The organism is Kitasatospora sp. NPDC088779, from assembly GCF_040685395.1.
Taxonomy (GTDB): domain Bacteria; phylum Actinomycetota; class Actinomycetes; order Streptomycetales; family Streptomycetaceae; genus Kitasatospora.
Genome location: NZ_JBFBHW010000006.1, coordinates 240525 through 264515 on the forward strand (window position 1 = coordinate 240525; position 23991 = coordinate 264515).

At 75.0% G+C, this 23991-nt stretch carries 22 protein-coding genes, 1 tRNA gene and 1 riboswitch; of the genes, 5 read left to right on the forward strand and 18 right to left on the reverse strand.

Annotation, left to right across the window (positions count from 1 at the left end; genetic code table 11):
- Positions 1-114 precede the first annotated feature (114 nt).
- From AB0P03_RS08020 to AB0P03_RS08070, 11 genes are all read right to left on the reverse strand, one after another.
- Positions 115-372: a hypothetical protein gene (locus tag AB0P03_RS08020; protein ID WP_350880538.1), complete on the reverse strand. Its 258-nt coding sequence runs from the start codon at positions 370-372 to the stop codon at positions 115-117.
- Between the two features lie 43 nt (positions 373-415).
- Positions 416-1522, reverse strand: coding sequence for a cytochrome P450 (locus AB0P03_RS08025; protein WP_363581355.1), 1107 nt, complete (start codon positions 1520-1522; stop codon positions 416-418).
- A complete protein-coding gene (locus tag AB0P03_RS08030) occupies positions 1486-2934 on the reverse strand; it encodes a cytochrome P450 (RefSeq protein ID WP_363581353.1) in 1449 nt (482 codons plus the stop codon). Before AB0P03_RS08030 ends, AB0P03_RS08025 begins: the two co-directional genes overlap by 37 nt.
- A complete protein-coding gene (locus AB0P03_RS08035) occupies positions 2931-3521 on the reverse strand; it encodes an ATP/GTP-binding protein (protein WP_363581620.1) in 591 nt (196 codons plus the stop codon). The genes AB0P03_RS08030 and AB0P03_RS08035 overlap by 4 nt, the downstream gene beginning before the upstream one ends.
- Before the next feature lie 22 nt (positions 3522-3543).
- Positions 3544-3891: a DUF742 domain-containing protein gene (locus AB0P03_RS08040; protein WP_350880532.1), complete on the reverse strand. Its 348-nt coding sequence runs from the start codon at positions 3889-3891 to the stop codon at positions 3544-3546.
- Entirely contained in the window at positions 3888-4301 is a 414-nt protein-coding gene (locus AB0P03_RS08045; protein ID WP_063348307.1) for a roadblock/LC7 domain-containing protein, read from the reverse strand. The genes AB0P03_RS08040 and AB0P03_RS08045 overlap by 4 nt, the downstream gene beginning before the upstream one ends.
- Positions 4285-5553, reverse strand: coding sequence for a sensor histidine kinase (locus tag AB0P03_RS08050; protein ID WP_363628088.1), 1269 nt, complete (start codon positions 5551-5553; stop codon positions 4285-4287). Before AB0P03_RS08050 ends, AB0P03_RS08045 begins: the two co-directional genes overlap by 17 nt.
- Positions 5554-5786: 233 nt before the next feature.
- Positions 5787-8060, reverse strand: coding sequence for a SpoIIE family protein phosphatase (locus AB0P03_RS08055; protein ID WP_363628076.1), 2274 nt, complete (start codon positions 8058-8060; stop codon positions 5787-5789).
- Positions 8061-8142: 82 nt separating this feature from the next.
- Positions 8143-9273: a PP2C family protein-serine/threonine phosphatase gene (locus AB0P03_RS08060; protein WP_363581347.1), complete on the reverse strand. Its 1131-nt coding sequence runs from the start codon at positions 9271-9273 to the stop codon at positions 8143-8145.
- A gap of 221 nt (positions 9274-9494) precedes the next feature.
- Complete coding sequence (locus AB0P03_RS08065; protein ID WP_363581345.1) at positions 9495-10064, reverse strand: TetR-like C-terminal domain-containing protein; 570 nt, start codon at positions 10062-10064, stop codon at positions 9495-9497.
- Positions 10065-10134: 70 nt separating this feature from the next.
- A complete protein-coding gene (locus tag AB0P03_RS08070) occupies positions 10135-10962 on the reverse strand; it encodes an alpha/beta hydrolase (RefSeq protein WP_363581343.1) in 828 nt (275 codons plus the stop codon).
- Positions 10963-11307: 345 nt separating this feature from the next.
- Positions 11308-11466, forward strand: a riboswitch (cyclic di-AMP (ydaO/yuaA leader).
- 12 nt (positions 11467-11478) lie between these two features.
- Here AB0P03_RS08070 and AB0P03_RS08075 point away from each other — a divergent pair.
- Positions 11479-12312 carry a M23 family metallopeptidase gene (locus AB0P03_RS08075; protein WP_363581341.1) on the forward strand — a complete coding sequence of 278 codons (834 nt, stop codon included), beginning with the start codon at positions 11479-11481 and terminating at the stop codon, positions 12310-12312.
- Between the two features lie 113 nt (positions 12313-12425).
- Here AB0P03_RS08075 and AB0P03_RS08080 read toward each other — a convergent pair whose 3' ends face one another.
- Entirely contained in the window at positions 12426-13388 is a 963-nt protein-coding gene (locus tag AB0P03_RS08080) for a hypothetical protein (protein ID WP_363581339.1), read from the reverse strand.
- A gap of 42 nt (positions 13389-13430) precedes the next feature.
- On the opposite strand from AB0P03_RS08080, the gene AB0P03_RS08085 reads away from it, so the two are divergent.
- The 4 genes from AB0P03_RS08085 to AB0P03_RS08100 all read left to right on the forward strand — a co-directional run bounded on the left by AB0P03_RS08085 (position 13431) and on the right by AB0P03_RS08100 (position 16287).
- On the forward strand, positions 13431-14003 hold the full coding sequence (locus AB0P03_RS08085) for a GNAT family protein (protein ID WP_363581337.1): 573 nt from the start codon (positions 13431-13433) through the stop codon (positions 14001-14003).
- A gap of 190 nt (positions 14004-14193) precedes the next feature.
- Positions 14194-14934, forward strand: coding sequence for a sensor domain-containing protein (locus tag AB0P03_RS08090; protein WP_363581335.1), 741 nt, complete (start codon positions 14194-14196; stop codon positions 14932-14934).
- Positions 14935-15036: 102 nt separating this feature from the next.
- Positions 15037-15789 (forward strand): hypothetical protein, encoded by a 753-nt coding sequence (locus AB0P03_RS08095; RefSeq protein WP_363628077.1) that lies wholly within the window; start codon positions 15037-15039, stop codon positions 15787-15789.
- Between the two features lie 36 nt (positions 15790-15825).
- A complete protein-coding gene (locus AB0P03_RS08100; RefSeq protein ID WP_363628078.1) occupies positions 15826-16287 on the forward strand; it encodes a GNAT family N-acetyltransferase in 462 nt (153 codons plus the stop codon).
- Here AB0P03_RS08100 and AB0P03_RS08105 read toward each other — a convergent pair.
- The 6 genes from AB0P03_RS08105 to AB0P03_RS08130 form a co-directional block, all read right to left on the reverse strand.
- A complete protein-coding gene (locus AB0P03_RS08105; protein WP_363628079.1) occupies positions 16284-17471 on the reverse strand; it encodes a hypothetical protein in 1188 nt (395 codons plus the stop codon). The two genes, AB0P03_RS08100 and AB0P03_RS08105, sit on opposite strands and share 4 nt — an antisense overlap.
- A gap of 586 nt (positions 17472-18057) precedes the next feature.
- A tRNA-Met gene (locus tag AB0P03_RS08110) sits at positions 18058-18131 on the reverse strand.
- A 50-nt stretch (positions 18132-18181) separates the two neighbouring features.
- Positions 18182-19471: a PrsW family intramembrane metalloprotease gene (locus AB0P03_RS08115; RefSeq protein ID WP_363581327.1), complete on the reverse strand. Its 1290-nt coding sequence runs from the start codon at positions 19469-19471 to the stop codon at positions 18182-18184.
- Positions 19472-19587: 116 nt separating this feature from the next.
- The gene (gene trmB, locus AB0P03_RS08120; protein WP_363581325.1) at positions 19588-20418 is read right to left on the reverse strand and encodes a tRNA (guanosine(46)-N7)-methyltransferase TrmB; all 831 of its coding nucleotides are present in this window, start codon (positions 20416-20418) and stop codon (positions 19588-19590) included.
- A 55-nt stretch (positions 20419-20473) separates the two neighbouring features.
- Positions 20474-21709, reverse strand: a complete 1236-nt coding sequence (gene lhgO / locus AB0P03_RS08125; RefSeq protein ID WP_363628080.1) for an L-2-hydroxyglutarate oxidase — start codon at positions 21707-21709, stop codon at positions 20474-20476.
- 157 nt (positions 21710-21866) lie between these two features.
- Entirely contained in the window at positions 21867-23294 is a 1428-nt protein-coding gene (locus tag AB0P03_RS08130) for a hypothetical protein (protein ID WP_063348294.1), read from the reverse strand.
- Positions 23295-23991: the final 697 nt, after the last annotated feature.

Here is a 23991-nt window from a genome sequence, read left to right on the forward strand (position 1 = left end):
GGCGCGGGCTGGACGGCGCCGGGCGGGCCCGGGTACGGCGAAGCCCCGGCTGCCGCCGACGGGGGGCGGCGGCAACCGGGGCGGTGCCCGGTGGGCGTGGTCGGCCGATCCGGGTCAGCCGATCTGACCGCTGAGCCCCGGGTGGGTCATCTGGTTGGTGCCGACGGCCTCCACCTCCTGGGCGGCGTGGCCGACCACCGGCAGCTTGCCGGCGGCGTGGATGGCGAGGTCGGCCGGGGAGAGGTTGAGACCGTCGGTGAGGCCCCCGGTGGCGTCCGGGGAGCTCGCGGTCTGGGTGGTGGCGGACGCCGCCGGGGCGGCGAGCGCGAGGCCCGCCATGGTGAGGGCGGCCAGGGTGGCGAGTTTCTTCATGCACTGCCGAACGACCCGGGCCGCCTTCAGGTAACCGGACGGCTCAGACCGTCACCCGCAGGGTTCGCACGCTGTTGCTGATGAAGGAGCCGATCGGCTCCGGCGCGTCGCCCTCGGCGAGGGCCAGCCCGGGGAACCGCTCGAACAGGTGCCGCAGCGCGGTCTCGGCCTCCAGCCGGGCCAGCCCGGAACCGAGGCAGAAGTGCGGGCCGTGACCGAGCGACAGGTGCCGGTTGGGCCGGCGGGTGACGTCGAAGCGGTCGGCGTCCGGGTGGTGCCCGGCGTCGCGGCCGGCCGCCGCGTAGGAGGCGAGCAGCGCCTCGCCGCGCCGGATCACCACGTCACCGACCTCGATGTCCTCGGTCGCGTAGCGCAGCGGGAACTGGCCGACCGGCGAGTCGTAGCGCAGCGTCTCCTCGATGACCGCCGACCACGGCTGCTCGCCGGAGAGCACCAGCCGCAGCTGGTCGGGGTGGGCGAGCAGGGCCCGGACGGCGTTGGTGATCAGGTTGAGCGTGGTCTCGTGCCCGGCGACCAGCATCAGCAGCAGGGTGCCGACCAGCTCGGCCTCGCTGAGCCGGTCCCCGGCCTCGCGGGCGGCGATCAGGTCGGTGGTGAGGTCGTCGCCGGGCGCGGCCCGCTTGGCCGCCACCACGGAGCCCAGCAGCGCGTACAGGGCCTGCTGCGCGGCGGCGGCCGCCGCCGGGGTGGCCGAGCTGGAGACCAGGGTGTCGGAGAGCTCGTGCAGCCTGTCCTGCTCGTCCAGCGCCAGTCCGAGCAGTTCGCCGATCACCTGCATCGGCAGCGGGTAGGCGAAGTGCTCGCGCAGGTCGAACGCGCCGTCCAGCTCGGCGACCCGGTCGAGCAGCGAGACGGTGCGGGCCTCGATCGCGGGCGCCAGGTCGGCTATTCGGCGCGGGGTGAAGGCCTGGCTGACCAGGCCGCGCAGCCGTCGGTGGTCGTCGCCGTCGGCGGTGACCATGCCGGGCACGGTGACGAAGTTGAGCAGCGGCCAGCCCTGGGGCAGCCGGCCCTCCCGGAAGGTCGTCCACAGCTGGGCGTTCTTGCCCACCCGGTGGTCGGCGAGCAGCGCCTGGAGGGTGTCGTGGTGGGTTATCGCCCAGACCACCACCCCGCCAGGGAGCTCCACCAGGACCGCGGGGCCGGCCGCCCGGAGGCGGGCGTTCTCCTGGTGCTGGTCGCGTCCGAAGGGGTCGAGTCTGACGGGCTCGGGTCGGGGGTCGACGGCGGTGTCCATGCGGGCCTCTCGGGGGCTGGCGGGCGGGGCGGGGTGAAGGCGCTGTACAGCACCGGCAGGCCGAGCAGGGCCCGTGACCACGGGGACGGGCGCCATCCCAGGTCGCCGGACGGCACGGCGAGTTGGAGATCGGGCAGGCGGTGCAGCAGGGTCTCGACGGCGGTCTCGACGATGATCCGGGCCGGGTGCTGGGCCGGGCAGACGTGCCGTCCGGCGCCCCAGGCGAGGTGGGCCCGGTTGCCGCCGAGCGAGCCCTGGGCGGCGGAGGCGACGCCCTGGGCGGCCGGGTCGGCGTTGGCCGCGGCCAGGCCGAGGACGAGCATGTCGCCGGCGCTGATGTACTGGCCGCCGAGGACGGTGTCGCCGGTGGCCCAGCGGCCGGGGAAGTTCTGCGTCGGCGGGTCGCGCCAGAGCACCTCCTCCAGCGCGTCGGAGACGGTGAGCCGCCCGCCGGTGAGGGTGGCCCGGAACCGGCGGTCGGTGAGCAGCAGCCGCAGCGTGTTGCCGGTCCAGTTGATGCTGGTCTCGTTGCCCGCGACCAGCATCACCACCAGGTGGTGCACGGCCTCCTCGTCGGTGAGCGCGGCCGGGTGGGCGAGCAGCCAGGAGGTGAGGTCGGCGCTGGGGGCGGTGCGGCGCCGCCGGACCAGGTCGACCAGGATCGCCTGGAACTCGGCGTTGGCGCGCACCGACTTGGGGCCGCTGTCCACGAAGTGGCTGATCAGCTCGACCAGGTGGGGCCCGGCCTCGCGGGGCAGGCCGACCAGCTGGGTGAAGACCAGCAGCGGCAGCGGGCGGGCGTACTGGGCGATCAGGTCGGCGGTGCCGTCCGGGCCCCAGCTGTCGATGAGGTCGTTGGCGCAGGCCTCGGTGGTCTCGCGCAGCTGGCGGTGGTCGATCTGGGAGAGGGTGTCCGAGACGGCGGAGCGCAGCCGCTGGTGCTCGGCGCCGTCCAGGTTGAGCAGGGTGGGCCGCCAGGAGGTCATCGGCAGCAGCCGGGAGTCGGGGGACAGCCGGCCCTCGGCGGGCACCCGCCAGCGGCGCGAGTCCTTGGAGAACAGCGCCTCGTTGCGGGTGAGTTCGAGCAGTTCGGCGTAGCCGAGGACGAGCCAGGCCTCGACCCCGGGCTCCAGCTCGATCGGCGCGACCGGGCCGTAGCGCTGGCGCAGCCGGGCGTACAGGCCGTGCGGGTCCTCGGCGACGGCGTGGCCGTACAGCGGGGTCAGCGGGATGCCGGTGGGCAGGCTGCCGCCGTGCGGGACCGGGCAGCCGGGGGAGGCGGTGCCGGGTTCGGGCGCGGTCATCCCTGGAGCTCCAGGATCGAGCTGCGGTGCAGGTGGTCGACGAAGTCGATCAGCAGGTCGTAGGACTGCCGCCGGTCGCGGGCGTCGCAGTGCAGGATCGGTACCTCCGGCAGCAGGTCGAGGGCGGAGCGCAGCTCCTCCTCGGGGTAACTCGGCGTGTCCGAGAAGGTGTTGACCGCCACGGCGAACGGGATGCGCTGCTCCTCCAGGCGGCCGAGCACGTCGAAGCTCTCGTCCGGGCGGCGCAGGTCGACCATGGCGATGGCGCCGAGCGCGCCGCGCGACAGGTCGTCCCAGAGCGGCCAGAACCGCCGCTGCCCGGGCGTGCCGAACAGGTACAGCGCGAGCCGCGGGTTGAGCGTGATCCGGCCGAAGTCGAGCGCGACCGTGGTGGTGGTCTTGTCGCCGCGCCCGGTGAGGTCGTCGATACCGCTGCTGGCGGCGGTCATCGTCTCCTCGGTGCGCAGCGGAGTGATCTCGCTGAGCGAGCCGACCAGCGTGGTCTTGCCGACCCCGAACGGGCCGGTGACCAGGATCTTCACCGCGCCCTGGACCGAGGACGGCAGGTACCGCGGCTCGGCGGGCAGGTCGGCGGTGGCCCCGGGGGCTTCAGCGGAGTTGGCGGAGGCCAACGAGCACCTCTTCCAGAAGGGTTGCGGGCAGGCGTTCGGCCTGCGGGACGGGCGGGAGGACCTGGACGGCGCCGAGGTCCCAGAGGTCGCCGACCAGCACCTTGACGACGCCGAGCGGCAGCCCCAGGTGGGCCGCCACCTCGGCGATCGACAGCAGGCTGTGGCAGAGCGCGAGGATGCGCCGGTGCTCGCGGTTGAGCAGGGCGTGGTCGGGGAGCTCCGGCGGCTCGGGTAACGCGCTGACCAGGCTCTCGATGGCCAGCTCGGCCCGGGTGGACCGGCTGCGGCCACCGGTGATGACGTAGGGCCGGACCGGCCCGCTCACCGGTGTCCCCCCGCCGCGTGGTCGACCCGCGGCGGGCTGGTGAGGTGGCTGCCGATCCGTTCGACCAGGACCTGCATCTGGTAGGCGACCAGGCCGGCGTCCACGGCGTCGCTGGTCACCACGGCCAGGTGCGCGCCGGCCCCGGCGGCGACGATGAACAGGTAGCCGCCGCCGTACTCGATGATGATCTGGCGGGTGGCGCTGCCCGGTCCGCCGAACCCGGTCGCGACGCCGCGGGCCAGCGACTGGAGTCCGGAGCAGGCGGCGGCGAGCCGTTCGGCGTCCTCGCGCGCGATGTTCGCGCTGCGGCCGATCTCCAGGCCGTCGTTGGAGACGACGACGGCGTGCTGGACCTGCGGGACGTTGACGATGTCGGCGAGCATCCAGCCGAGATCAGGGGTGGTGGTCATGGAACTCTCCGGAGCGCTGGGGAAGTCGGGGGGAAGCGGGCAGGGAAGGGTCGGGCTGGGCCTGGGCCCGGGCGGCCGATCGGCCGCTGGTGGTGCCGGCCTGGAACATCGCCATGAACGCCTGCGCGTCCCGGGCCGAGCGGTACGGCGGGGCGGGCGGCGGCGCGGGAGAGGCGTGCTGGGCGGGGCGGGCGGCGCGGTCGCGTCGGTGGCTCCGGCGGGGCAGCGGCGGCGGGGTGTCGGCGGCCGCGGGGGGTCGGCCGGCCGGCGGGATCTCCACCAGGGGGTGTCCGGCGGGGTGTCCGGTCGGCCGGAGGTCGGTGCTGAACGCCAGGTCGTCCGGTCCGAGGCCGGGGACGGTGGGCGGCAGCGGTTCGGTGAGCAGGGCGTTCGGCAGCATCACGACGACGCGGACGCCGCCGTACGGCGAGGGCGCTGAGCTGAGGGTGACCCGGAAGCCGTACTGCTCGGCCAGCCGGCCGACCGCGGCGAGGCCCAGTTGCGGCACCTCGCCGAGCCGGGAGACCTCCAGGCTGGTGCCGCCGGCGAGGGCGGCGGCGGCCTTGGCGACGGCCTGTTCCGGCATGCCGACGCCACCGTCGTCGATCTCGATGACGGCTCCGTTGTGCACCGGCATCAGGGTGACGAACACCTGGGTGCTGGGCGGGGAGTAGCGGGTGGCGTTGTCCAGCAGCTCGGCGACGGCGTGGATCAGCGCCTCGGCGGCGGCGCCGACCACCGCGGTCTCGATCCGGCTGCGGACCACCACCCGCTGGAACGGCAGGATGCGGGACTGGGCGCCGCGCACGACGTCCTCCAGCGAGACCGGCTCGGGCCAGTGGCGGCCGGCCCGCGCGCCGCACAGCACGGCCAGGGTCTGGGCCAGCCTGGCCTGTTGGGCGGCGGCGTGGTCGGCCTTGAGCAGGCCCTCCAGCAGCGCCGGGTCGTCGTGGGTGCGTTCCATCTCGTCGAGCAGGGCCTGCTGGTCGTGGGCCATGACGAGGATGCGGCGGGCGACGCTGAGGAAGGCCCGCTGGGTGGAGGCGGTGAGTTCCTGCTCCTGCTGGACGGCGGCCAGGTCGGCGCCGCGGCGGGAGAGTTCGGCGCCGAGCTGCTCCTGGAGCCGGGCGAGGTCGCGCCGCAGCCGGTCGGCGCGGCGGCGCTGGGTGACGGACACGGCGCGGTACCGGGCGGTGGCCACGAGGGCGAGGGCGGCGAGTACGCCGGTTGCCGTTGCGCACCACTGAGTCATCGTCACGCCGCGAATTCTAGGGTGATGATCCTACGAAGGTGTGAACGGATCTCGCCAAGTGACCGGATCTCGTCAATATCCAGTCAATACGGCGTCAAACCGGCGCCGTTCGACCGCGATCCGGGCGGCCCGAGGACGTTCGTCCCCGGTGGGGCGCCTGCGGCGCGTCGGCCGGGCCGGGCGGGAGATGGCCGAGTCACGTCCTGGGATGTGTGGGGAACGTGTGCACGGTGTTACGGAAGGGGCGACGTCCGGTGCAGGAGCAACAGCGCCACGTCGTCCGGCCGGGACCGCCGCTCGGTCACGTTCAGCGTGAGCAGGTCGGCCAGCCGCTCCAGCGCGGGCGCCGCGCCGGCCCGGGCCGGGCCGGTCTGCCGGGCCCACAGCTCCAGCCCGCCGAGCATCCGCTGCACCGACTCGTCGTAGTCCTCCTCGCGGTCCTCGACCAGCCCGTCGGTGTACACCAGCAGCGTCTCGCCGACCGCCAGCCGACCGGCCGTCAGCGGGTACGGCTGCCCCGGGTCCACGCCCAGCGGCGGCCCGCCCGGCAGATCGAGCTCGACGGCCCCGGCGTCCGCGATCCGCACCGGCGCGGGATGCCCGGCCCGGGCCGCGGTCAGCGCGCCGTCGGCCGGGTCCAGGGCCAGGAAGAGGCAGGTCGCGAACAGGTCGGTGTCCAGCTCGGTCAGCAGCCGGCTGGTCCGGGCCAGCGTGGCGGCCGGATCGTGCCCGTCCGTCGCGTACGCCCGCAGGCCGCTGCGCAGCTGGCCCATCACCGCCGTCGCCTCCGCGTTGTGGCCCTGGACGTCGCCGATCACCAGCCCGATCCGGCCGTCCGGCAGCCTCAGCAGGTCGTACCAGTCGCCGCCGATCTGCATGCCCTCGGTGCTCGGCAGGTAGCGGGCGGCGCTGGCGATCCCGGGCAGCCGGGGCAGGGTGCGCGGCAGCATCGCGCGCTGCAGCTCGGTGGCGCGGTGGTGGTGGGTGTCGTACAGCCGGGCCCGCTCCAGGGACTGCGCCAGGATCCCGGCGAAGGCCGAGTACAGGGTGCGGTCCTCCCGGCCGAACGCCCGCTCGGCGGAGAAGGTGATCAGGCAGGAGCCCACCTGCCGCCCGGAGGCGACCAGCGGCAGTACCGCCCAGGAGGCCGGGGTGAGCGGGCCGTGCCGGCCCCGGCCCGCGTCGGGCTCGCTGAACAGCGGGGCCGAGCGGGTCAGCGCGTGCTGCATCACGTTCTCGGAGAGGTCCGCCAGCCGGGTCAGCTCGGTGCGCCTCGGCCCGCCGTACACGGTGTGCGAGACGGGCAGCAGCCGGCCCTCGTCCACCAGGTCCAGGACGATGCTGGCGGCGCCGAACGCCGGGCGGGCGACGTCGGTGACGGCGGTGGTGACGTCCCGGACGGTCACCGCCCGCGACAGCGACCGGGTGAGCGCGAGCAGCAGTGCCGTCCGGGCCCCGCCTGGGGTGGCCTGCTCCTCGGCCTGCTCCCGGGGGTGTTCCCGGCGCTGGTCCCGATCCTGGCCCTGGGCCCGGCCCTGGTCCCGGTCGGAGAGCAGCCCGGCGACCCGGACCGGCCGGCCGTGGACGTCCAGCATCACCTCGCCGGTCTCCTCGATCCGCGCCACCTTGCCGCCCCCGCGCAGCACCCGGTACCCGATCCGGTACCACCCGCCGGTGGTCAGCGACTCGGCGAGCGCGGCCTGCACGTCCGGCAGGTCCTCCGGGTGGACGATCCGGTCCAGCTCCGGAGCGGAGCCGTCGGCGGTGGCGGGCTGGCCGGTGACCCGGAACGCCGCGGCGTCCCAGTAGCTCTCGCCGGTGACCAGATCGCGCTCGAAGGCACCGTGCCCGGCCGCCCGGACGGCGAGCGACAGCATCGGGTGGGCCAGCCCGGCGGGGAGGCTCCCGGCCCCGTCCGGCGGTGCCCCGGCCGGATCCTGGGGTATCCGGGCGTCCGCGTGGTCGAGCAGGTGGGACAGCCGGTGGGCGCAGGCCTCGCCGATGGTCTCCAGGACGTCCAGGTCGCGGCGGGGGACGGTGCCCCGGTGGGCCAGCGCGAGGGCGAGGACGCCGACCGGCCGCTCGTCGACGACCATCGGCAGGGCGATCACGGCGACCATGCCGGTGCCCATGCCGACGTTCTTGTTCGGGTAGTCGACGCTGGTGTGCTCGGGACTGAGCAGGTAGGGGCGGCGTAACCGCAGGGCCATCGCGGCGGGGAGGTCACTGGCCGGATCGACGGTGCTGTAGCGCTCGTGGGCCCAGTCCGGCAGCCCGTGCGAGGCGGTCAGTCGGAGCATCCCGGCGGAATCCAGCAGGTAGAGCGCGGAACCCTCGCCGGTGATCCACCCCGGCCCCTCGGCGAGGACGGTGCCGAGCAGTTCGGCGGCGCTGGTGCAGCCGAGCAATAAGCGCACGCAGCGCATGGGGCTGCGGGCGGTGGGACTGCTGCGCGGCGTCCGGCTCTCGTCCTCGGAGGGGGGAACCCACGGAGAGCTCAGGTCCATCGGATACCCGGCCTTTCCGCTCTCGGGGGGTGGGTGCCCTCTGGGTGCCCGAACGGGCACTTAATTCTTAATACCTTATTTCTCAAGCGGGTGCTGAAGCGGGTGAATGGTGACCCAGACGGCGCACCAGCACCAGCGTCCGGTCGTCCGCCGCGTCCCGCGCCACCGTCCGGACCAGCCGCTCCGCCGCACCCCGGGTGAGCTGCTGCTGCGTCCGCCACGGCCGCACCACGGGCTCGGCCGCCGCCAGCAGCCGACCCACCCCCTCGTCCAGATCCCGACCCGGCACCTCCACCAGGCCGTCACTGAACAGCAGCAGCGAATCGCCCCGCCGCAGCCGCCCCGACACCGCCGGATACAGCGCGCCCGACACCAGCCCCAGCGCCGGGCCGCCGTGCCCCGACCGCGCCCAGCCGCCGCCGTCCGCCCGGCGGAACTGCGCGGGCGCCGGATGGCCTGCGTTGAACAGCAGGTAGTCGCCCGTCGCCGGGCGCAGCGCGAGGTGCACCGCCGTCGCGAAGTCGTCCTCCCAGCCCATCCGCACCAGGTGGTCGTTGGCCGCCGGCAGGAACGCCTTCGGCGGCACCCGCCCCAGCAGCATCGCGAACGCGCCCGACAGGTGCGTCGAGCGGGCCGCCGCCCGGCTGCCCTTGCCCGACACGTCCACCAGCAGCAGCTCCAGCAGATCCTCCTCGGGGCGGTGCGCGCACAGCAGGAAGTCACCCGAGAACGAGGTGTCGCCGGCCGGCGCCAGCGCACTGTCGAAGTGCCAGTCGAGCAGCCGCTCCGGAAGCCGGGCCAGCGTCCGGGTGTGCTCGGCCAGCTCCAGCAGCATCGAATCGCCCTGGGTCCCGCGCAGACCCAGCCGGTGCCGGAACCGGTTCGCGGCCAGCACCGTCACCGCGGTCGCGGCCAGTACCAGCGTCACCCCGATCCGCACCCCGAGCGGATCCCGCACCACCGCCCCCAGCACCCCGCCGGCCAGCGCCGCGCACACCAGCACCAGCAGCTGCCCGCGTCGCAACAGCAGCCCGCCGACCACCAGCGGCAGCACCAGCGCCGACGGCGGCCAGCTGTACGGCAGCACGATCGGCAGCACGCTCAGCACCGCGGTCACCCCGAGCAGCACCCCCAGCGCGTACCGCGCGGCCCGGGCGTTCCCGTCCAGCAGCCGCAGGTACCACCGCCGCGCCCTCGCTATCGGTGCGGGCACGTGGACCTCCGCCAAGGGGTCGGCGGTCCCCTGTCATGACCACCAGTCAGCCCGGCCACACTAACCCGTCCGCCCCCACGACCCCCAGGCCCGCTGCCTGCCCGCCGCACGGGAAGTCGGCGGGTCCGACTTCTCGCGCACGCCTCACCCGGTGCGCCGGCCGTTCCGTCGTCGTGGGAGACCGGGTGGGTCGTGCCGCGGCCGGTGCGGTGGCCGGCGTCTCAGGGGGTGGGCCAGGTGCGGAGCCCGGTGGTGAGGAGGGTGATGAGGCGGCTCTGGGTGGTGGCCAGGTCTTCGGCGAGCTGGAAGCCGCCGCCGATGGAGAGGGAGGCGAAGCCGTGGGCGACGGAGCGGACGGTGCGGGCGGCGTGGATCGCCTCCGCGCCGTCGAGGCCGTACTCCCGCAGGACGGCGATGATCACCCCGACGAGCCGTCCGGCCGCGCGGGTGAGGTCGTCGTCCGGCTGCGGGGCTTGCGGGAGGGCGTTGTAGCGGTGCGGGTACTCGGTGGCGTACGCGTGGTAGGCGCGCAGGACGGTGTCGACGGCGTCGTCGCCGCTGCGGCCGACGGCGGCCTCGGCGAGCCGGTCGGCGAGTTCCTCGGTGACCCGGACGGCGATGAGCCGCCGCAGTTCGGCGAGGCCGCCGCTGACGTGCTTGTACAGCGACGGGGTGGCGACCCCGGCCCGGGCGGCGACGGCGGCCAGGGTGAGGGCGTCGGCGCCCTGCTCGTCGATGAGGGCGATGGCGTGGTCGACGACCTGCTCGGGGGTGAGTCCTACTCGGGGCATGGTGTGGGCTCTCCGTCGGTGGAAGGCGTACGTGGCGTGGCGTGGCGGGGCTGACGTGGGCGGGCGGGGCTCAGGCGAGTTCGGCGAGGAAGGGCAGCAGGGCGTCGGCGGTGGCCTGCGGGTTGTCGGCCATCGGGTAGTGCCCGGATCCGTCGATCATGACCTTCCGCGCGTTGAGCGCGATGGCCTGCCGGTCGGCGACGGCTTCCGGCTCGGGGAAGTCGGGGTCCTTGCTGCCCATGATGACGAGCGAGGGGCAGCGCACGGCCGCGGTCCAGCCGACGGGCGCGGAGTCCCCGCTGACGTGTCCGCGGGTGGCGGTCTTGCGGCCGGGGGTGCGCATGGCGGCGACGAGTCCGGCCACGTACGGGTCGAAGTCGGCGGGCCTGGCGCCCGGGTAGGCCAGCTTGCGGTGGTAGAGGCCCCAGAAGGCGGGCGAGTGGACGGTCAGGAAGCCCATGACGCGGAGGGCGCCGCGCATGAGGGCGCCGGGCGGGGGGTTCTCGATGAAGGCGTCGATCAGGGCGATGCCGGCGACCCGCTCGGGGGCGTCGCCGGCGGCCTTGACGACCGTCGCGCCGGTGTAGGAGTTGCCGACCAGGACGGCGCGGTCGATGCCGAGGTGGTCGAGCAGGGCGAGGACGTCGGTGGCGATGGCGGCGGGGGAGTAGTCGTCCCAGATGATCGAGGATTCCCCGAAGCCGCGCAGGTCCATGGTGATGACCCGGCGGCCGGCGGCGGCCAGCAGCGGGCGGAGGTGCCGGTAGGCGGCGCGGGTGTCGAGCATTCCGGGGAGCAGCACGACGGGGGCGCCGTCGCCCTGTCGGGTGTCGTCGTAGGCGAGGCGGCCGCCGGTGACGTCGAGGTACTGGGTGGTGGGGGCGCTGGTGGCGTTCATGGTGGGCCTCCGGAGGGTTGCCGGTGCGGGGCTTCGGTGCTGCCGCCGATAGCCATAAAGCTAAGGCTAATAGCCTTAGCCGTCAAGCCCTCGCGCCCTGCGGAGCGGGGGAGGCCGGCGGGGGGTGCGCGGATGAAGGGTCGTTCGTTGACGTCCGATCACGTGAGGTGGCGTCAACGGTGCTCAAGGGGGTGCAGGGGTGTCCAAGGGGAACAAAACGCCCGTCGTGCCCCGGAGTGCCCCGCCCGTCTCCGGTCGTCCCGGGCGAACGGCTTGGAATCAGGGCCTCCTAGGATTAACGTTTGATAACGCAGCGCGGTCGTCAACGCCGTACCCAGACGGCACCGTGCGCCGTCGCCTAATCCCGCCGACCGGCCTCCGGGCAGGTCAGGGAGCCGGGGAACCACGTTCCTTGGGGTGAATCGGCGGGGCTCCGGCCCGGCCGTAGGAGACCTTCCTGCTCCGAACCCGTCAGCTAACCCGGTAGGCGCGAAGGAAGGAAAGGAGCGCGCCTCCGTGGCGTCGACGCACACTCCGGCACACCCGGCCGGCCTCGCAGCAGGTACCCGGCTCCTCGACCACCCCGGCCCGGACGGCCCCGAGTACGCGGGCCCGGAGGCCGAGACCAACCGGCACCGGATGCCGCGTCAGGTCCGTGGGGCCTCCCCGCTGCTCGGCGTCACCGCCGTCGCCGCCACCCTGGGCGCCACCGGCTTCGCCTCCGCCACCCCGGCCGCCGCCCCCGCCATCGAGACCCCGGACGAGACCCCGGTCGCCCTCTCCGCCGACCCCGGCCTCGCGCTCGCCGCCCGCATCCAGCTGCAGGCCGACAGCCAGCGCACCGCCGCCGAGGAGGACGCCCGCGTCCAGGCCGCGAAGGAGGCGGAGGCCAAGGCCGCCGCCAAGGAGGCCGAGGCCAAGCGGGCCGCCGAGGAAGCCGAGCGGGCCAAGGCCGCCGCCCTCACCCTGCCGGTGCGCGACTACCACCTCACCGCCCACTACGGCCAGAGCGCCCGCTACTGGGCCCACCTGCACACCGGCCTGGACTTCGCCGCCGACACCGGGACCCCCGTCTACGCGGTCGGCCAGGGCACCATCACCTCGGCCGGCTGGTCCGGCTCGTACGGCTACCGGATCGTCGAGACCCTGCCCGACGGCACCGAGATCTGGTACTGCCACCTCTCCTCGATCATCAAGGGCTCCGGCAAGGTCGGCTCCGGCCAGCAGATCGGCAAGGTCGGCGCCACCGGCAACGTCACCGGCGCGCACCTGCACGTGGAGGTCCGCCCCGGTGGCGGCGCCCCCGTCGACCCGGAGACCTGGTTCCAGCAGCGCGGCGTCAACCCCTGACGCACCCGCGAAGCCCCGGCCGCCGGAACCAGCAGCGCGGCCTCAACCCCTGACGCACCCGCGAAGCCCCGGCCGCCGGAACCAGAAGGCACCGCGGCCGGGGCTTCGCCGCGTCACTCCTGCGCCGGGTCTGCCGGCTCCGCCGGGTGCGCGTCGAACTCCTCCTGCGCCGGCCCCGCCAGCCCCTCCAGGCGGGCGTCGAACTCCTCCTGCGCCAGCCCGGCCAGGTACGCGTCGATCTCCTCCTGCCCCGGCTCCGGCGCGAGGTCCGGGAACTCCTCCACCAGCAGTCGTGGCAGCCCGGGCACCGTCCACTCCCCGTACAGGTCGAGCGCGGCTTCCACCGCCGCCTCCTCGAACGCTCCGAAGTCCCCGGCCAGTTCGTCCGGCATCGGCTGGCCCAGCGCGGTCAGCTCGGCCAGGTTGCGGTAGCTGCGCCGCATCAGGCCCTGCTCCAGCAGCCGGCGCGCGCCGTCGGTGGCCATGCCGACCGAGATCACCCGGGTCGGGCTCCAGCCCTGCTCGTCCACCTCGTCCAGCCAGCCGGTCTGCGCCAGTGCGGCGAACACGGCCAGCCGCTCCTCCTGCGCCAGCTCCCGGAAGCCGGTCAGCCACTCCCGCACCGCCTCCGGATCCGCGACGTCCGCCCCGTACGCGTGCAGCAGCAGCGCGTACAGCCGGGGCCAGGTCACCAGGTCGGCGCGGCGCAGCAGCCCGGCCGCGACCTCGCCCTGCCACTCGGCCTCGGCGTGCAGCCGCTCCTGGCGCTTGGCGTTGAGCCGCTTGGCGGCCCGCTGGTGGTCGGTCAGCAGCCGGACGGCGGCGCCGTACGCCAGCGGGTCCGCCTCCGGTTCGGGTTGGACGTACAGGTAGAGCCGCTCGTACAGCAGGTGCTCCACCGCGTTCGAGGTCAGTTCGGGCCAGCCGTCGTGCATCCTGCCCTCGCCCAGCTCCAGCAGGGCCAGCACCGCGCGCAGCGGCGCTTCGGCCACCGGGGCGCGGTCCTCTTCCGCCGCCCAGGCGAGCAGGTCGGAGGCCCTGGTGCGCGGGGCGAGCCGCAGGTCTTCGTCGTTCATAGCTCGAACGGTAACCGCTGGCCGGGGGTAGGGTCGGCTGCCATGGTCCCCGTACGACTCACCGGCCCCCGGCTGGCCATCCGCGAGTATCACCACACCGCCGGCGACGTGGACGCGCTGTACGGGCTGTTCAGCGACCCGGAGGTCACCCGCTACCTCCCCTTCGAGCCGCGCGACCGTGAAACCTGCGCCGACCAGATCGAGCTCTACCTGGAGGAGGCGATGGCGCCGGAACGGGACACCTACCGGCTGGCCGTCACCCGGCGCGACGACGCCGAGGACCCGGTGGACGCCGTGCCGATCGCCCACGCCTCCCTCACCCTCGGCAAGCACCGCTCCGCCCACCTCGGCTACGTGCTGGGCCGCGACGTCTGGGGCCGCGGCTACGCGGGCGAGATCGCCGGCCTGCTCTGCGAGCTCTCCTTCGAGGCCCTCGGCGTGCACCGGCTGGCGGCCCGGGTCGACGTGGACAACGGCGCCTCGGCCAAGGTGCTCCTCCGGCTCGGGTTCCAGTTGGAGGGGCGGGTCCGGCACGACCTCTACAAGGGTGGCGCCTGGTCCGACTCGTACCTGTACTCGCTGCTCGCCGACGAGTGGCGCGGCGCGACCGGCTGACGGCCCGGCGTGGACGTCCGGCGTGGACGTCCGACGCGGACGTCCACGCGGACCTGGGGGCAGGCCTGCCGGGTCAGGCCCGGGGGGTTAACCCCACCCCCGATCCGCCAGGCCTCCGGATCCTCCCCGGCCCGCCGTTCGACCAGACTGGTGCCATCAGCAGTCGAGAACGAGGGACCGGGGCCGGGACATGAGCATCAGCCGAAGCACGCAGGACCGCGAGTGGGACGTCCTCGGTGGTTACGGCGACGACCCGCGTCCCGCTCGGGCCCACCGGACCGAGGAGCCGCCGGCCGTCTGGCGGGCGCCGTTCTCCGGGCACTACTACCGCGAGATCGGCTACACGCTCACCGGCCTGCCGCTGTCGGTCATCGGCTTCTCCGTCTCGATCGTGCTGTTCTGCATGGGGATCGGCACCTTCGTCACCGTCCTCGGCCTGCCCGTCCTCGCCCTCCTGACCACCGTCGCCCGCGGCATGGGCCGGATGGAGCGGGCCCGGGTGCGCGGCATGCTGGCCCTGGACGTGCCCGCCCCGGCGCCGGTGCGCCAGACCCGCCCGGGCACCTGGGGGGCGATCACCGCGCGGCTGGCGGACCCGGCCGGGTGGAAGGCCGCGTTCTACCAGGTGGTGATGTTCCCGTGGGCGGTCCTCAGCTTCGTCCTGTCGCTGGTGTTCCTGCTGCTCGGCTGGGCGATGGCGCTGTACCCGCTCTACCACTGGGTCTTTCCGGCCTTCACCTCCTGGCGCGGGTACCGGATCTTCGACTTCTACGACAGCGACAACGTCCAGCACGTCTACTACATCGAGGGGGCCTGGCAGATCGCCGGCCTCTCGCTGGTCGGGGTGCTGCTCATCATCCTCACCGCCCAGCTGGTCCGCGGCCTGACCAACGTGAACCGGGCCGCCGCCCAGGGCCTGCTCGGCCGCTGAACCCCGCGGCCCTCCCCGCCTGCCCCGCCCGCCTCCCCGGCCCCGCCCACACCCGGACGTGCTCCGGATGCGGGTGGGGCCGGCCCGTGTTGGGATGGCCGGGTGGCCGCCGCACACACCCCCGCCGACCCGGGCGCCCTGGGCCGGGACATCCTGGTCACCTCCCGCCCGCTGGACGAGTACTGCGACCTGTTCGACCTCACCCGGGCCCAGCTCGCCGCGCTGCCGGGCCCGGTGCTGGACTGTCCGGGCGGTGCGGCCGGCCTGGCCGCCGAGGCGCGTCGGCTCGGCTGCCGGGTGATCGCCGCCGACCCGGCGTACGCGCTCCCCGCACCCGAGGTCGCGGCCCACGCGCTGGCGGCCCGGGCGTCGATGGCCACCGCGATGGCCGCCCGTCCGCACCTGTACCCGTCACCGCGCTCCTGCCGGCCGGACCGCTACCTGCGCAGCTGGGACCGCGCCCGCCGCCTGTTCGCCGCCGACTCGGCCGCGCACCCGCAGCAGTACGTGGCCGCCGCGCTGCCCCGACTGCCGTTCGCGGACGGCGCCTTCGCGCTCACCCTGAGCGGCTACCTGCTCTTCGCCTACCCCGAACTATTCGGCCTCGAAAGGCAGTTGGACGCCCTGGTGGAACTCGTCCGGGTGACCTCCCCGGACGGCGAGGTCCGCGTCCAGCCGCTGCACGACGGCCACGGCCTCCGCTGCGCCCACCTCGACCCGCTGCGGTACGCGCTCGGCGAGCGCCGCGTCGCCAGCGAGATCCGCCGCTTCCCCCGCGCCGCGGACGGCCGCACCCGCCGGGTCCTGGTCCTGCGGGCCGCCGACCGCCGCCGCCGGTCTGCTGCCGAAAAGTAATGGTCTCTCCTGGTCAGCGCCCCTATACTCGCCCGCATGAACGAGACGACCGTCAGGCGTGCCAGGGCGGCCGACGCCGACCGGCTCACCGAGCTGATACAGGCCTCCACCGCCTACCGCGGCCACTACTCGGCGATGATCGACGGCTACCAGGTCACCCCCGAGTACATCGCCCGGCACGAGGTGTTCCTGGCCTCGGACCCGACCACCGACCGGCTGCTCGGCTTCTACGGCCTGATCCGCGAACCGGCCGAACTGGACCTCATGTTCGTCGCCGACGAGGCCCAGGGGCTCGGCATCGGGCGGAAGCTGATCGCGGACATGCTGGAGCGCGCCCGGGCCGCCGGGATCGCCTCGGTCAAGGTGGTGTCCCACCCGCCCGCCGAGGGCTTCTACCTCCAGGTGGGCGCCGAGCGCACGGGCACCCGCCCGCCGCAGGTCAAGACGCCCTGGGAGCAGCCCGAACTGCGCTTCACCGTCAAGGAGTTCGGCAGCTAGCTGGGGTCGCCCGCCGACGGAGCCGACTGGACGGGCTGAGCTGGCTGAGCGGGCTGAGCGGGTGGGACCGGCTGTCCCGGCTGTCCCGGCTGTCCCGGGTGGTCAGGCTCGGCGGGTCGGGCCGGCTGCGTCGGGACGAAGGCCGTCGCCTCCAGCCGGGACAGTATCTTCTCCGCCAGCCAGCTGCGGTCCGACCCGTACGGGATCCCCTCCGGCAGCACCAACTGCCCGGCCACCGCGTCCCGCAGCCGCTGCGCCTCGGCGCCGGGCAGCCGGGAGAGCAGGCCCCGGGCGGCCAGCAGCGCGTGGTACTGCTCGAAGCCGGAGCGTGGACGCTCGATCGCGTCCAGCAGGCTCGGCAGGTCGGCCAGCGACGGGTCGCCCTGCATCAGCGCGAGCGCCTGGATCCGGCGGCCCTCGGAGCCGTCCGCGTACAGGGCCCGCACCTGGTCGGCGGTCAGCGCCGAGCGCCGCGCCGTCGAGCGGACCTCGGCCACCACGCCCTCCGGCCCGGACGAGGGCGAGGAGGCGGGCGGCAGCTGCGCGGCGAGCGCGGCCGACTGCTCCGCGCTGCCCCCCAGCAGCCCGAGCTGCTGCATCGCCCGGACCCGCAGGTCGTCGGCACCCACCTTGTCGCCCCGCCGGTCGCGGTCCTGCCCGGCGAGGAAGAGGTCCAGGGCCTGGTCGGCGTCGGTCAGCACCTGCGGCAGCGCGAGCCTGGTCACCAGCCAGCCGGCCAGGAAGCCGAAGACCACGAAGTACAGCACCAGTGCCGCCGCGAACGGCACCGCGGCGTCCTCCCCGCCCAGTGCGGGGGCCAGCGCGGTGCCGAGCTGGTGCAGCCGCTCGCCGAGCGAGCCGAGCTGGGTCAGCCCGACGCCCAGCAGCACCTTGGTCAGCCAGTCGGACACCTGCTCCAGGTTGGTGTTCGGGGCGTACGAGCCCTGCGGCTCGCCGCTGCCGCTGCGTACCCGGGGCACCCCGAACAGGAAGCCGAGCGCGCCGCCGAGCACCGTCGAGGCCCCGGCCACCACCAGCCCGCCGCCGAACGCCTGCCAGGCCTTCTCCCGGCCGAGCGAGAAGAGCAGCAGCCCGAGCAGGCCCGTCCCGGCCAGCACCCCGGTCGCGGCCCACCGGGCCGTCCGCAGGGTCGTCGTGCCGCTCCGCCGCCGGGCCTTCGCCATTGCCTACCCCCTGTGCCTGCGCCGCTCCGCTCCGGAACCCGCGCCGACTCTAGCGCCGCGGCCCCACCACGGGAACGACCCGGGTACGACGCGGGGGCGCCCCGGACGGGGCGCGGGTGACGGCGAAGAGCGGCGGAAGACACCGGAGAGCGGTGGAGAACGCAGACAGCCCGCAGGCTGCTCCTCCGCGCCGGCCCGTGCACTGGCCTGGCGCCGAGGCACCGGGGATGTACCGGTGGGCCTGCGGGCCGGGTGACTGCTATGGATTTCGCCTGCCGGAGGCCTCAGGCCTCACCCCGCGCAGGCAGGGGCGGCTCTAGCGAGCAGCCACCTCACGCATCCTGATGGAACTCAATTCAGGATCACCTCCCTTCAGTGTGCCGCCACGATAGGCAGCCCACCGGCCGGAGGGCAACGGATTTATCGGCGGCCCGGCGGGCGGCCCGCCCGGCGGCCGTCGTTCGGGCGGTCTCCGCTGACGGGGGCCCAGGTCCGTTGCGGCTTCGCGGCAGAACGTTCCTTCGCCGTGCCGGGGAACGCGAAGGGCCCGGAGGACGAATCCTCCGGGCCCTTCGTTGCTACTGAGTAGCGGGGACAGGATTTGAACCTGCGACCTCTGGGTTATGAGCCCAGCGAGCTACCGAGCTGCTCCACCCCGCGTCGGTGAACACAACAATACGGGGAAGTCGCCGAGATGGGAAATCGGTTCTTCAGACCACCCCGGCAGAGCGCCTGCCGCGCCGGGCGGCGTGCCGGGACGCCCGGGACCTGGCCCAGGCCGCGAAGCAGACCAACGCGGCGAAGCAGGGCACCATCAGTGCCCCGTACACCGCCAGGAAGCCGTCCGTGCCGAGGTCGGCGGCGGCGTTCCAGGTGCCGTGCAGCGCCATCGCCAGCAGCAGCCCGGTCGGCGCGGCCAGCCGGGCCAGCCAGCGCCGCCCGGTGGTCAGGGCGACGGCCAGGCCGATCCCGGTGAGCGCGGTGAACAGCGGGTGCGCGAAGGGGGAGAGCAGGGCGCGCAGCACGAAGGTCTGCACGGTGCCGTCGAAGTCGCGCAGGCTGGGCGGATCGCCGAGGCCGATGCTGTCCAGCCGCTGCCGCTGGTCGGTGGTGAACGCCCGGCCCAGGTAGAGGGCGTTCTCGGTGAAGGCGAAGCCGCAGGCGGTCATCCCGCCCAGCACCACCCCGGCCGCCAGGGTGCGGGGCCGGGAGCGGCGGTGCGGGCCGCCGCCGGAGGGCGGGGCCGGGCGCAGGTACGGCAGCGGGCGCAGGTACGGGCGCAGCCGCAGCCGGCCCCGGGCGTGCGGACCGGCCGGGCGGCGGGCGTACGTCCGGGGGAGCCGGGGGGCCGGCAGCCGGTGCAGCAGCGGCGCGCAGGGGCGGCCGGTGCGGCGGCCGTGGCAGCGCAGCCGTTGGCCGAGCGGCAGCAGCAGCACCAGCAGGGCGGTGGCCTTGGCGGTCTCCTCGATCAGCGGGGTGGCGATGCCGGCGCCCAGCAGTTCGCCGAGCGGGCCCTGGTGCGAGGTCAGGTAGCTGGCGGTCCAGTTGTTGGCCACGATGGCGACGGTGGTGGCCGCGCAGGCGCCCCAGGCGAGGCAGAACACGGTGTGCCGCAGCGGTACCCGGGCGGTCAGGTTGAGCCAGGCCAGGGCGCCGAGCACGAACGGCAGCGGCACCATCGCCAGGCCGACGCCGACCAGCAGCCCGACGGTGCCGGTCTGCCGCTGGACCAGGTGCAGGATCAGCACCCCGCAGCCGGCCAGGGTCAGTACGGCGGTGGCGGTGACGGAGGAGATTGCCACCGAGCGGCCGCGCCGGGGCGGTGCGACGGCTCCGGCCGGCGGCGGTGACGCGGCGCCGGCCCAGGGCGCGAGGCGGTGGGCCCGGCGCCTCCGGGGCCCCGGGATGGTCCGGGTGTCGCCGGTGCGCGGGACCGTCTCCGGTGCGTCAGCGGCGGCCTGGACGGTGGCCCGGGACCCGCCGCCGGCCGGGCTGCCCATGCGGCACAGGGTAGGCCACCGCACCCGCCCGTCGGGAGGACTCGGGACGAACCGTCCGTCCGGGGAACGGCCCACCGGTCATCGCGCGGTGGCCTGTTCGAACGGCCGGCGGCGGCTCAGCGGCGGCGGAACAGCAGGTCGTGGACGACGTGCCCCTTGGCCAGCCCGGCCCGTTCGAACTTGGTGACCGGGCGCCAGTCCGGCCTCGGCGCGTAGCCGGGGATGCTGCCGTCCGGGTGGTCCGCGGGCTCCAGCCAGCCGCTGCCGTCACCCTCGGGGTGCAGGTTCTCCAGCTCCGGCGAGGCGGACAGCACGGCCAGCATCTGCTCCGCGTACGGCTCCCAGTCGGTCGCGCAGTGCACCAGGGCGCCGGGGGCGAGCCGGGGCAGCACGAGCTCCAGGAAGGACGGCTGGACCAGCCGGCGCTTGTGGTGCTTGGGCTTGGGCCACGGGTCGGCGAAGTAGACCCGCAGGCCGGCCAGCGAGGCGTCCGCCAGCATGTCGCGCAGCAGGATCACGGCGTCGCCGGCGGCCGGCCGCACGTTCCGCGAGCCGTCGCGCTCCAGCAGGCCGAGCAGGTTGCCGTGGCCGGGGGTGTGGACGTCGGCGGCGAGGATGCCCATGGCCGGGTCGGCGGCGGCCATGGCGGCCGTGGTCTCGCCCATGCCGAAGCCGATCTCCAGGGTGACCGGCAGCTCGCCGAACAGCTCCCGCAGGTCGAGCGGGCTGCCGTCGATCGGTATGCCGTACGCCTCCCAGCCCCGGTCCAGGGCGCCCGCCTGGGCGTTGGTCATCCGGCCCCGGCGCGGCTGGAAGCTGCGGATGCGCCGCTCGCGGTGCTGGGCCTCGGTGGCCTTGTGCGGGTACATCGGCGCGGGGTAGCCGGCCGGTGCGGCGGACAACCGGGCGGACGGCGAGGGCTGGGGGATCGGGGCGGTGGCAGTCACAGTTCCCCGAGTCTACGGGGCCCCCGGGCCCCTCCCGAAGGTGCTGTGACCGGGCTCATCCGCCGGCCTCCAGTGCCGCCAGCGCCCGGCGGGCCACCTCGCGGCCGATCGGCAGCGAGGCCGTGGCGGCGGGGGAGGGGGCGTTCAGCACGTGCACCGCGCGGCGCGGGGAGCGCGGGTCGGCCGGGTCGAAACCGGCGAAGGCGAAGTCGTCCAGCAGCGAGCCGTCCCGGGCCACGGCCTGGGCCCGGACCCCGGCGCCGGCCGGTACCAGGTCCTCGGGGGCGACGGCGGGCAGCAGCCGCCGCACGGCGGCGGTGAACGCCCGCTTCGACAGCGAGCGGTGCAACTCGCCCACCTCCTGGCGCCAGTGCCGCCGGGCGATCCGCCAGGCGCCGGGGAAGGCCAGCGTCCCGGCCAGGTCGCGCGGGCGCACGGTGCGCCAGTCGTAGCCCTCGCGGGCCAGCGCGGGCACCGCGTTCGGGCCGACGTGCACGTCCCCGTGGACGCCCCGGGTGAGGTGCACGCCGAGGAACGGGAAGGCCGGGTCGGGCACCGGGTAGACCAGGCCGCGCACCAAGTCCCGTCGCCCCTCGGCCAGTTCGTAGTACTCGCCGCGGAACGGCACGATCCGCACCCCGGGCTCGTCCCCGGCCAGCCGGGCGATCCGGTCGCTGTGCAGCCCGGCGCAGTTCACCAGCACCTGGCAGCGCAGCTCCCCGGTGGAGGTCTGTACCGTCACGCCGTCCGCCCGCCGGGCCACCGCCCGCAGCTCGCAGCCGAGCCGGAGCTCCGCACCCGCCTCCCGGGCCAGCCGGGCGTAGGCGGTGGCGACGGCCGGGAAGTCGCAGACGCCGGTCGTGCCGACGTGCAGCCCCGCCACCCCGGTGACCTGCGGCTCGTACCGGGCGATCCCGGCCCGGTCCACCTCGGTGACGGGGATGCCGTTCGCCCGCCCGCGCTCGGCCAGCGCCGCCAGCCGGGGCAGCTCCTCCGTGCCGGTGGCCACGATCAGCTTGCCGGTGACCTCGTGCGGGACGCCCTGCTCGCGGCAGAACGCCACCAGCTCGGCGGCGCCCGCCACCGCGTACCGGGCCTTGTACGAGCCCGGCCGGTAGTAGACGCCGCTGTGGATCACCCCGCTGTTGCGTCCGGTCTGGTGGGCGGCGAAGCCGGGCTCCTTCTCCAGCACCGCGAGCCGCAGCCCCGGCCGGGCCCGGGTCAGCGCGTACGCGGTGGCGAGGCCGACGATCCCGCCGCCCACCACCAGCACGTCGAAGTCGTACGCCACCGCCCGCTCCTCGCAGTCCGCCCGGCTCCCCCGCCGCCGATGCTGCCACGCCGGGCGGGACCGGTCGAGGGGGCCCGGGCCCAGGTGGCGGTGCCGTACCTGAGTGCCCGGGCCCCTCTCGCCGGTGCACCTCAACTGCCGCCGGGCACGCCCCCGGTCACGCCGGGGCGACCAGGACCGCGCGGGCCCGTTCGGTCAGCTCCCGGACACGGCGCTCGCCCTGGAAGGGCTCCAGGCGGCGCAGCATCTCCACCACGTACTCCCGGCTGCGCTGGGAGGAGATCCGGCCAGCCACCTCGACGGCGCGCTCGCCGGCGGCGACCGCGGCGTCCAGGTTGCCGGCCTCGGCCTCGGCCATCGCCGAGACCACCAGTCGCAGTCCGTGCGAGCGGACGAAGCCCTCGGTGGGCTTGGCCAGTGCCTCGCGGGTGAACTGGCGGACCTTGGAGGGCACTCCGAGGTCGCGGAAGCACTCGGCGGCGTCGGCGGCGAGCCGGTCGTAGGCGTAGAAGTCGATCCACGCCGGATCGGGATCCCCGGCGCGGGCCCGTTCGAGTGCGCTCTCCGCCGCGCCGAGCGCCGTCGCGCACGCCGCCGCGTTGCGGGCCTTGGCCTGGGCCCGGGCCTCCACCAGGTGGAAGAAGCTCATCGTCCGGGCGGTGGCCAGGCCCCGGTTGCGCTCCAGGGCGGCCTGGGCGAGGTCCACCGCCTCCTCGGCGAAGCCCCGGTAGCCGGCCTGGAGGCTCATCGAGGCGAGCACGTAGCCGCCGAGCGGCACGTCGGCGGCGGCCCGGGCGAGCCGCAGGGCCTGGATGTAGTAGCGCTGGGCGGCCTCGTGCTGCCCGGTGTCGAAGGCCATCCACCCGGCCAGCCTGGTCAGTTCGGCGGTCGCGCCGAACAGCGCCCGGCCGACGGTGTCGCTGTACGAGGCCAGCAGCAGCGGGGCCGCCTCCACCCGCAGGCACTCCGGCACCATCGACGAGCGCCAGTCCCCGCCGCCGTACTTGGAGTCCCAGCGGCGGGCCTCCTGGGCGGCCTCGCGGAGCTTGGCGGCGTCCGAGTGGCCGACCCGGTAGGAGGACGCCTCACTGGGCGCGCGCGGCGCCTCCCGGGCGACCGAACCGTCCGCCGGGGTGATCAGCCAGCGGGACACCGGCGTCGCGTAGGCGGCGACCGAGAAGGTGCCGGCCAGGCTGTCGCTCCAGCGGCCGCCGCCGGGGCCGCGGCGCAGGTCGAGGTCGACCCGCCACAGGTCGGTGGCGGAGCGGACCGCCTCGGCGACGTCGCGGGGGAAGGCCAGGCCGAGTTCGGGGGCCGGGTCGGTGTCGCCGAGGCCGATCTCCTCCAGCGGCACCGGGCGGCCGAGCTTGCCGCCGATCGCGGTGGCGATCAGGTGCGGGACGGGACCCTGCGGGACCATGCCCTTGCTGACCCAGCGGGCCACCGAGGTCTTGTCGTACCGCAGGGTCAGCCCGCGCTGGGCGCCCAGGTCGTTGACCCGGCGGGCCAGTCCGGCGTTGCTGATCTGGGCGAGGGTCAGGAGCGTGCCGAGCCGTTCGTTCGGTCCTCGTGGGCTGACGGTCATGGTGGCGGCGGCACCTCCTGCGGCCTTGTGCTCGGGGCCCGGGCGGCACCGGGCCGTAGCTGCTGTACCTAGAGTAGTCGGACGCGTTCCGACGGTTAAGAGGCCGCATTCCGGATGGCGGGATCGTGCACCCGGCGGTGCGGCGCCGGCTCCTCGCCGGGGTTGGTCCGGACCACTCGGATCGGGCCGGGGGTGCCGCGCGCCGGAGCGTCGTGCTCCGGTCCTGTGTTCACGTGCGCCCGGCCGTGCCCCCTGGCTCGACCGGCTGGTCGGCGATTCGCTGGTGGTCGTGGGTCGGCCCGCCGTCGAGGACCCGGCGGGCCGGGGGATGCCGCCGCCTCAATCCCCGCGGGCGGCGGCTGAGTCCGGGAGGGCATGCGGATGCCCTCCCGGGCTGGGCGACGCCTTTCGGCCATCTCGCGATGCCCATGCCAAAGGCGGCACGGGGGGCGGTCCGGGCCGGGGAGGGGAAGGCCCGGCCCGCCCCGCGGACCACGCGAACACGTCAACACCCGCTGCCCGCAACGGGATCGCCGCCGGGACCGGAACCGCCCCGCACCGGGACCACCGGCGGAACCGGAACCGGCAACACGGGCCACGGGAGCGCCAACCGGTGGCACGATGTCTCCTGACGGCGCGCCGGTACCCGGGGCGGCCGCCACGGCACACCGCGGACCGGCGAGGAGCCGCCCGGCGG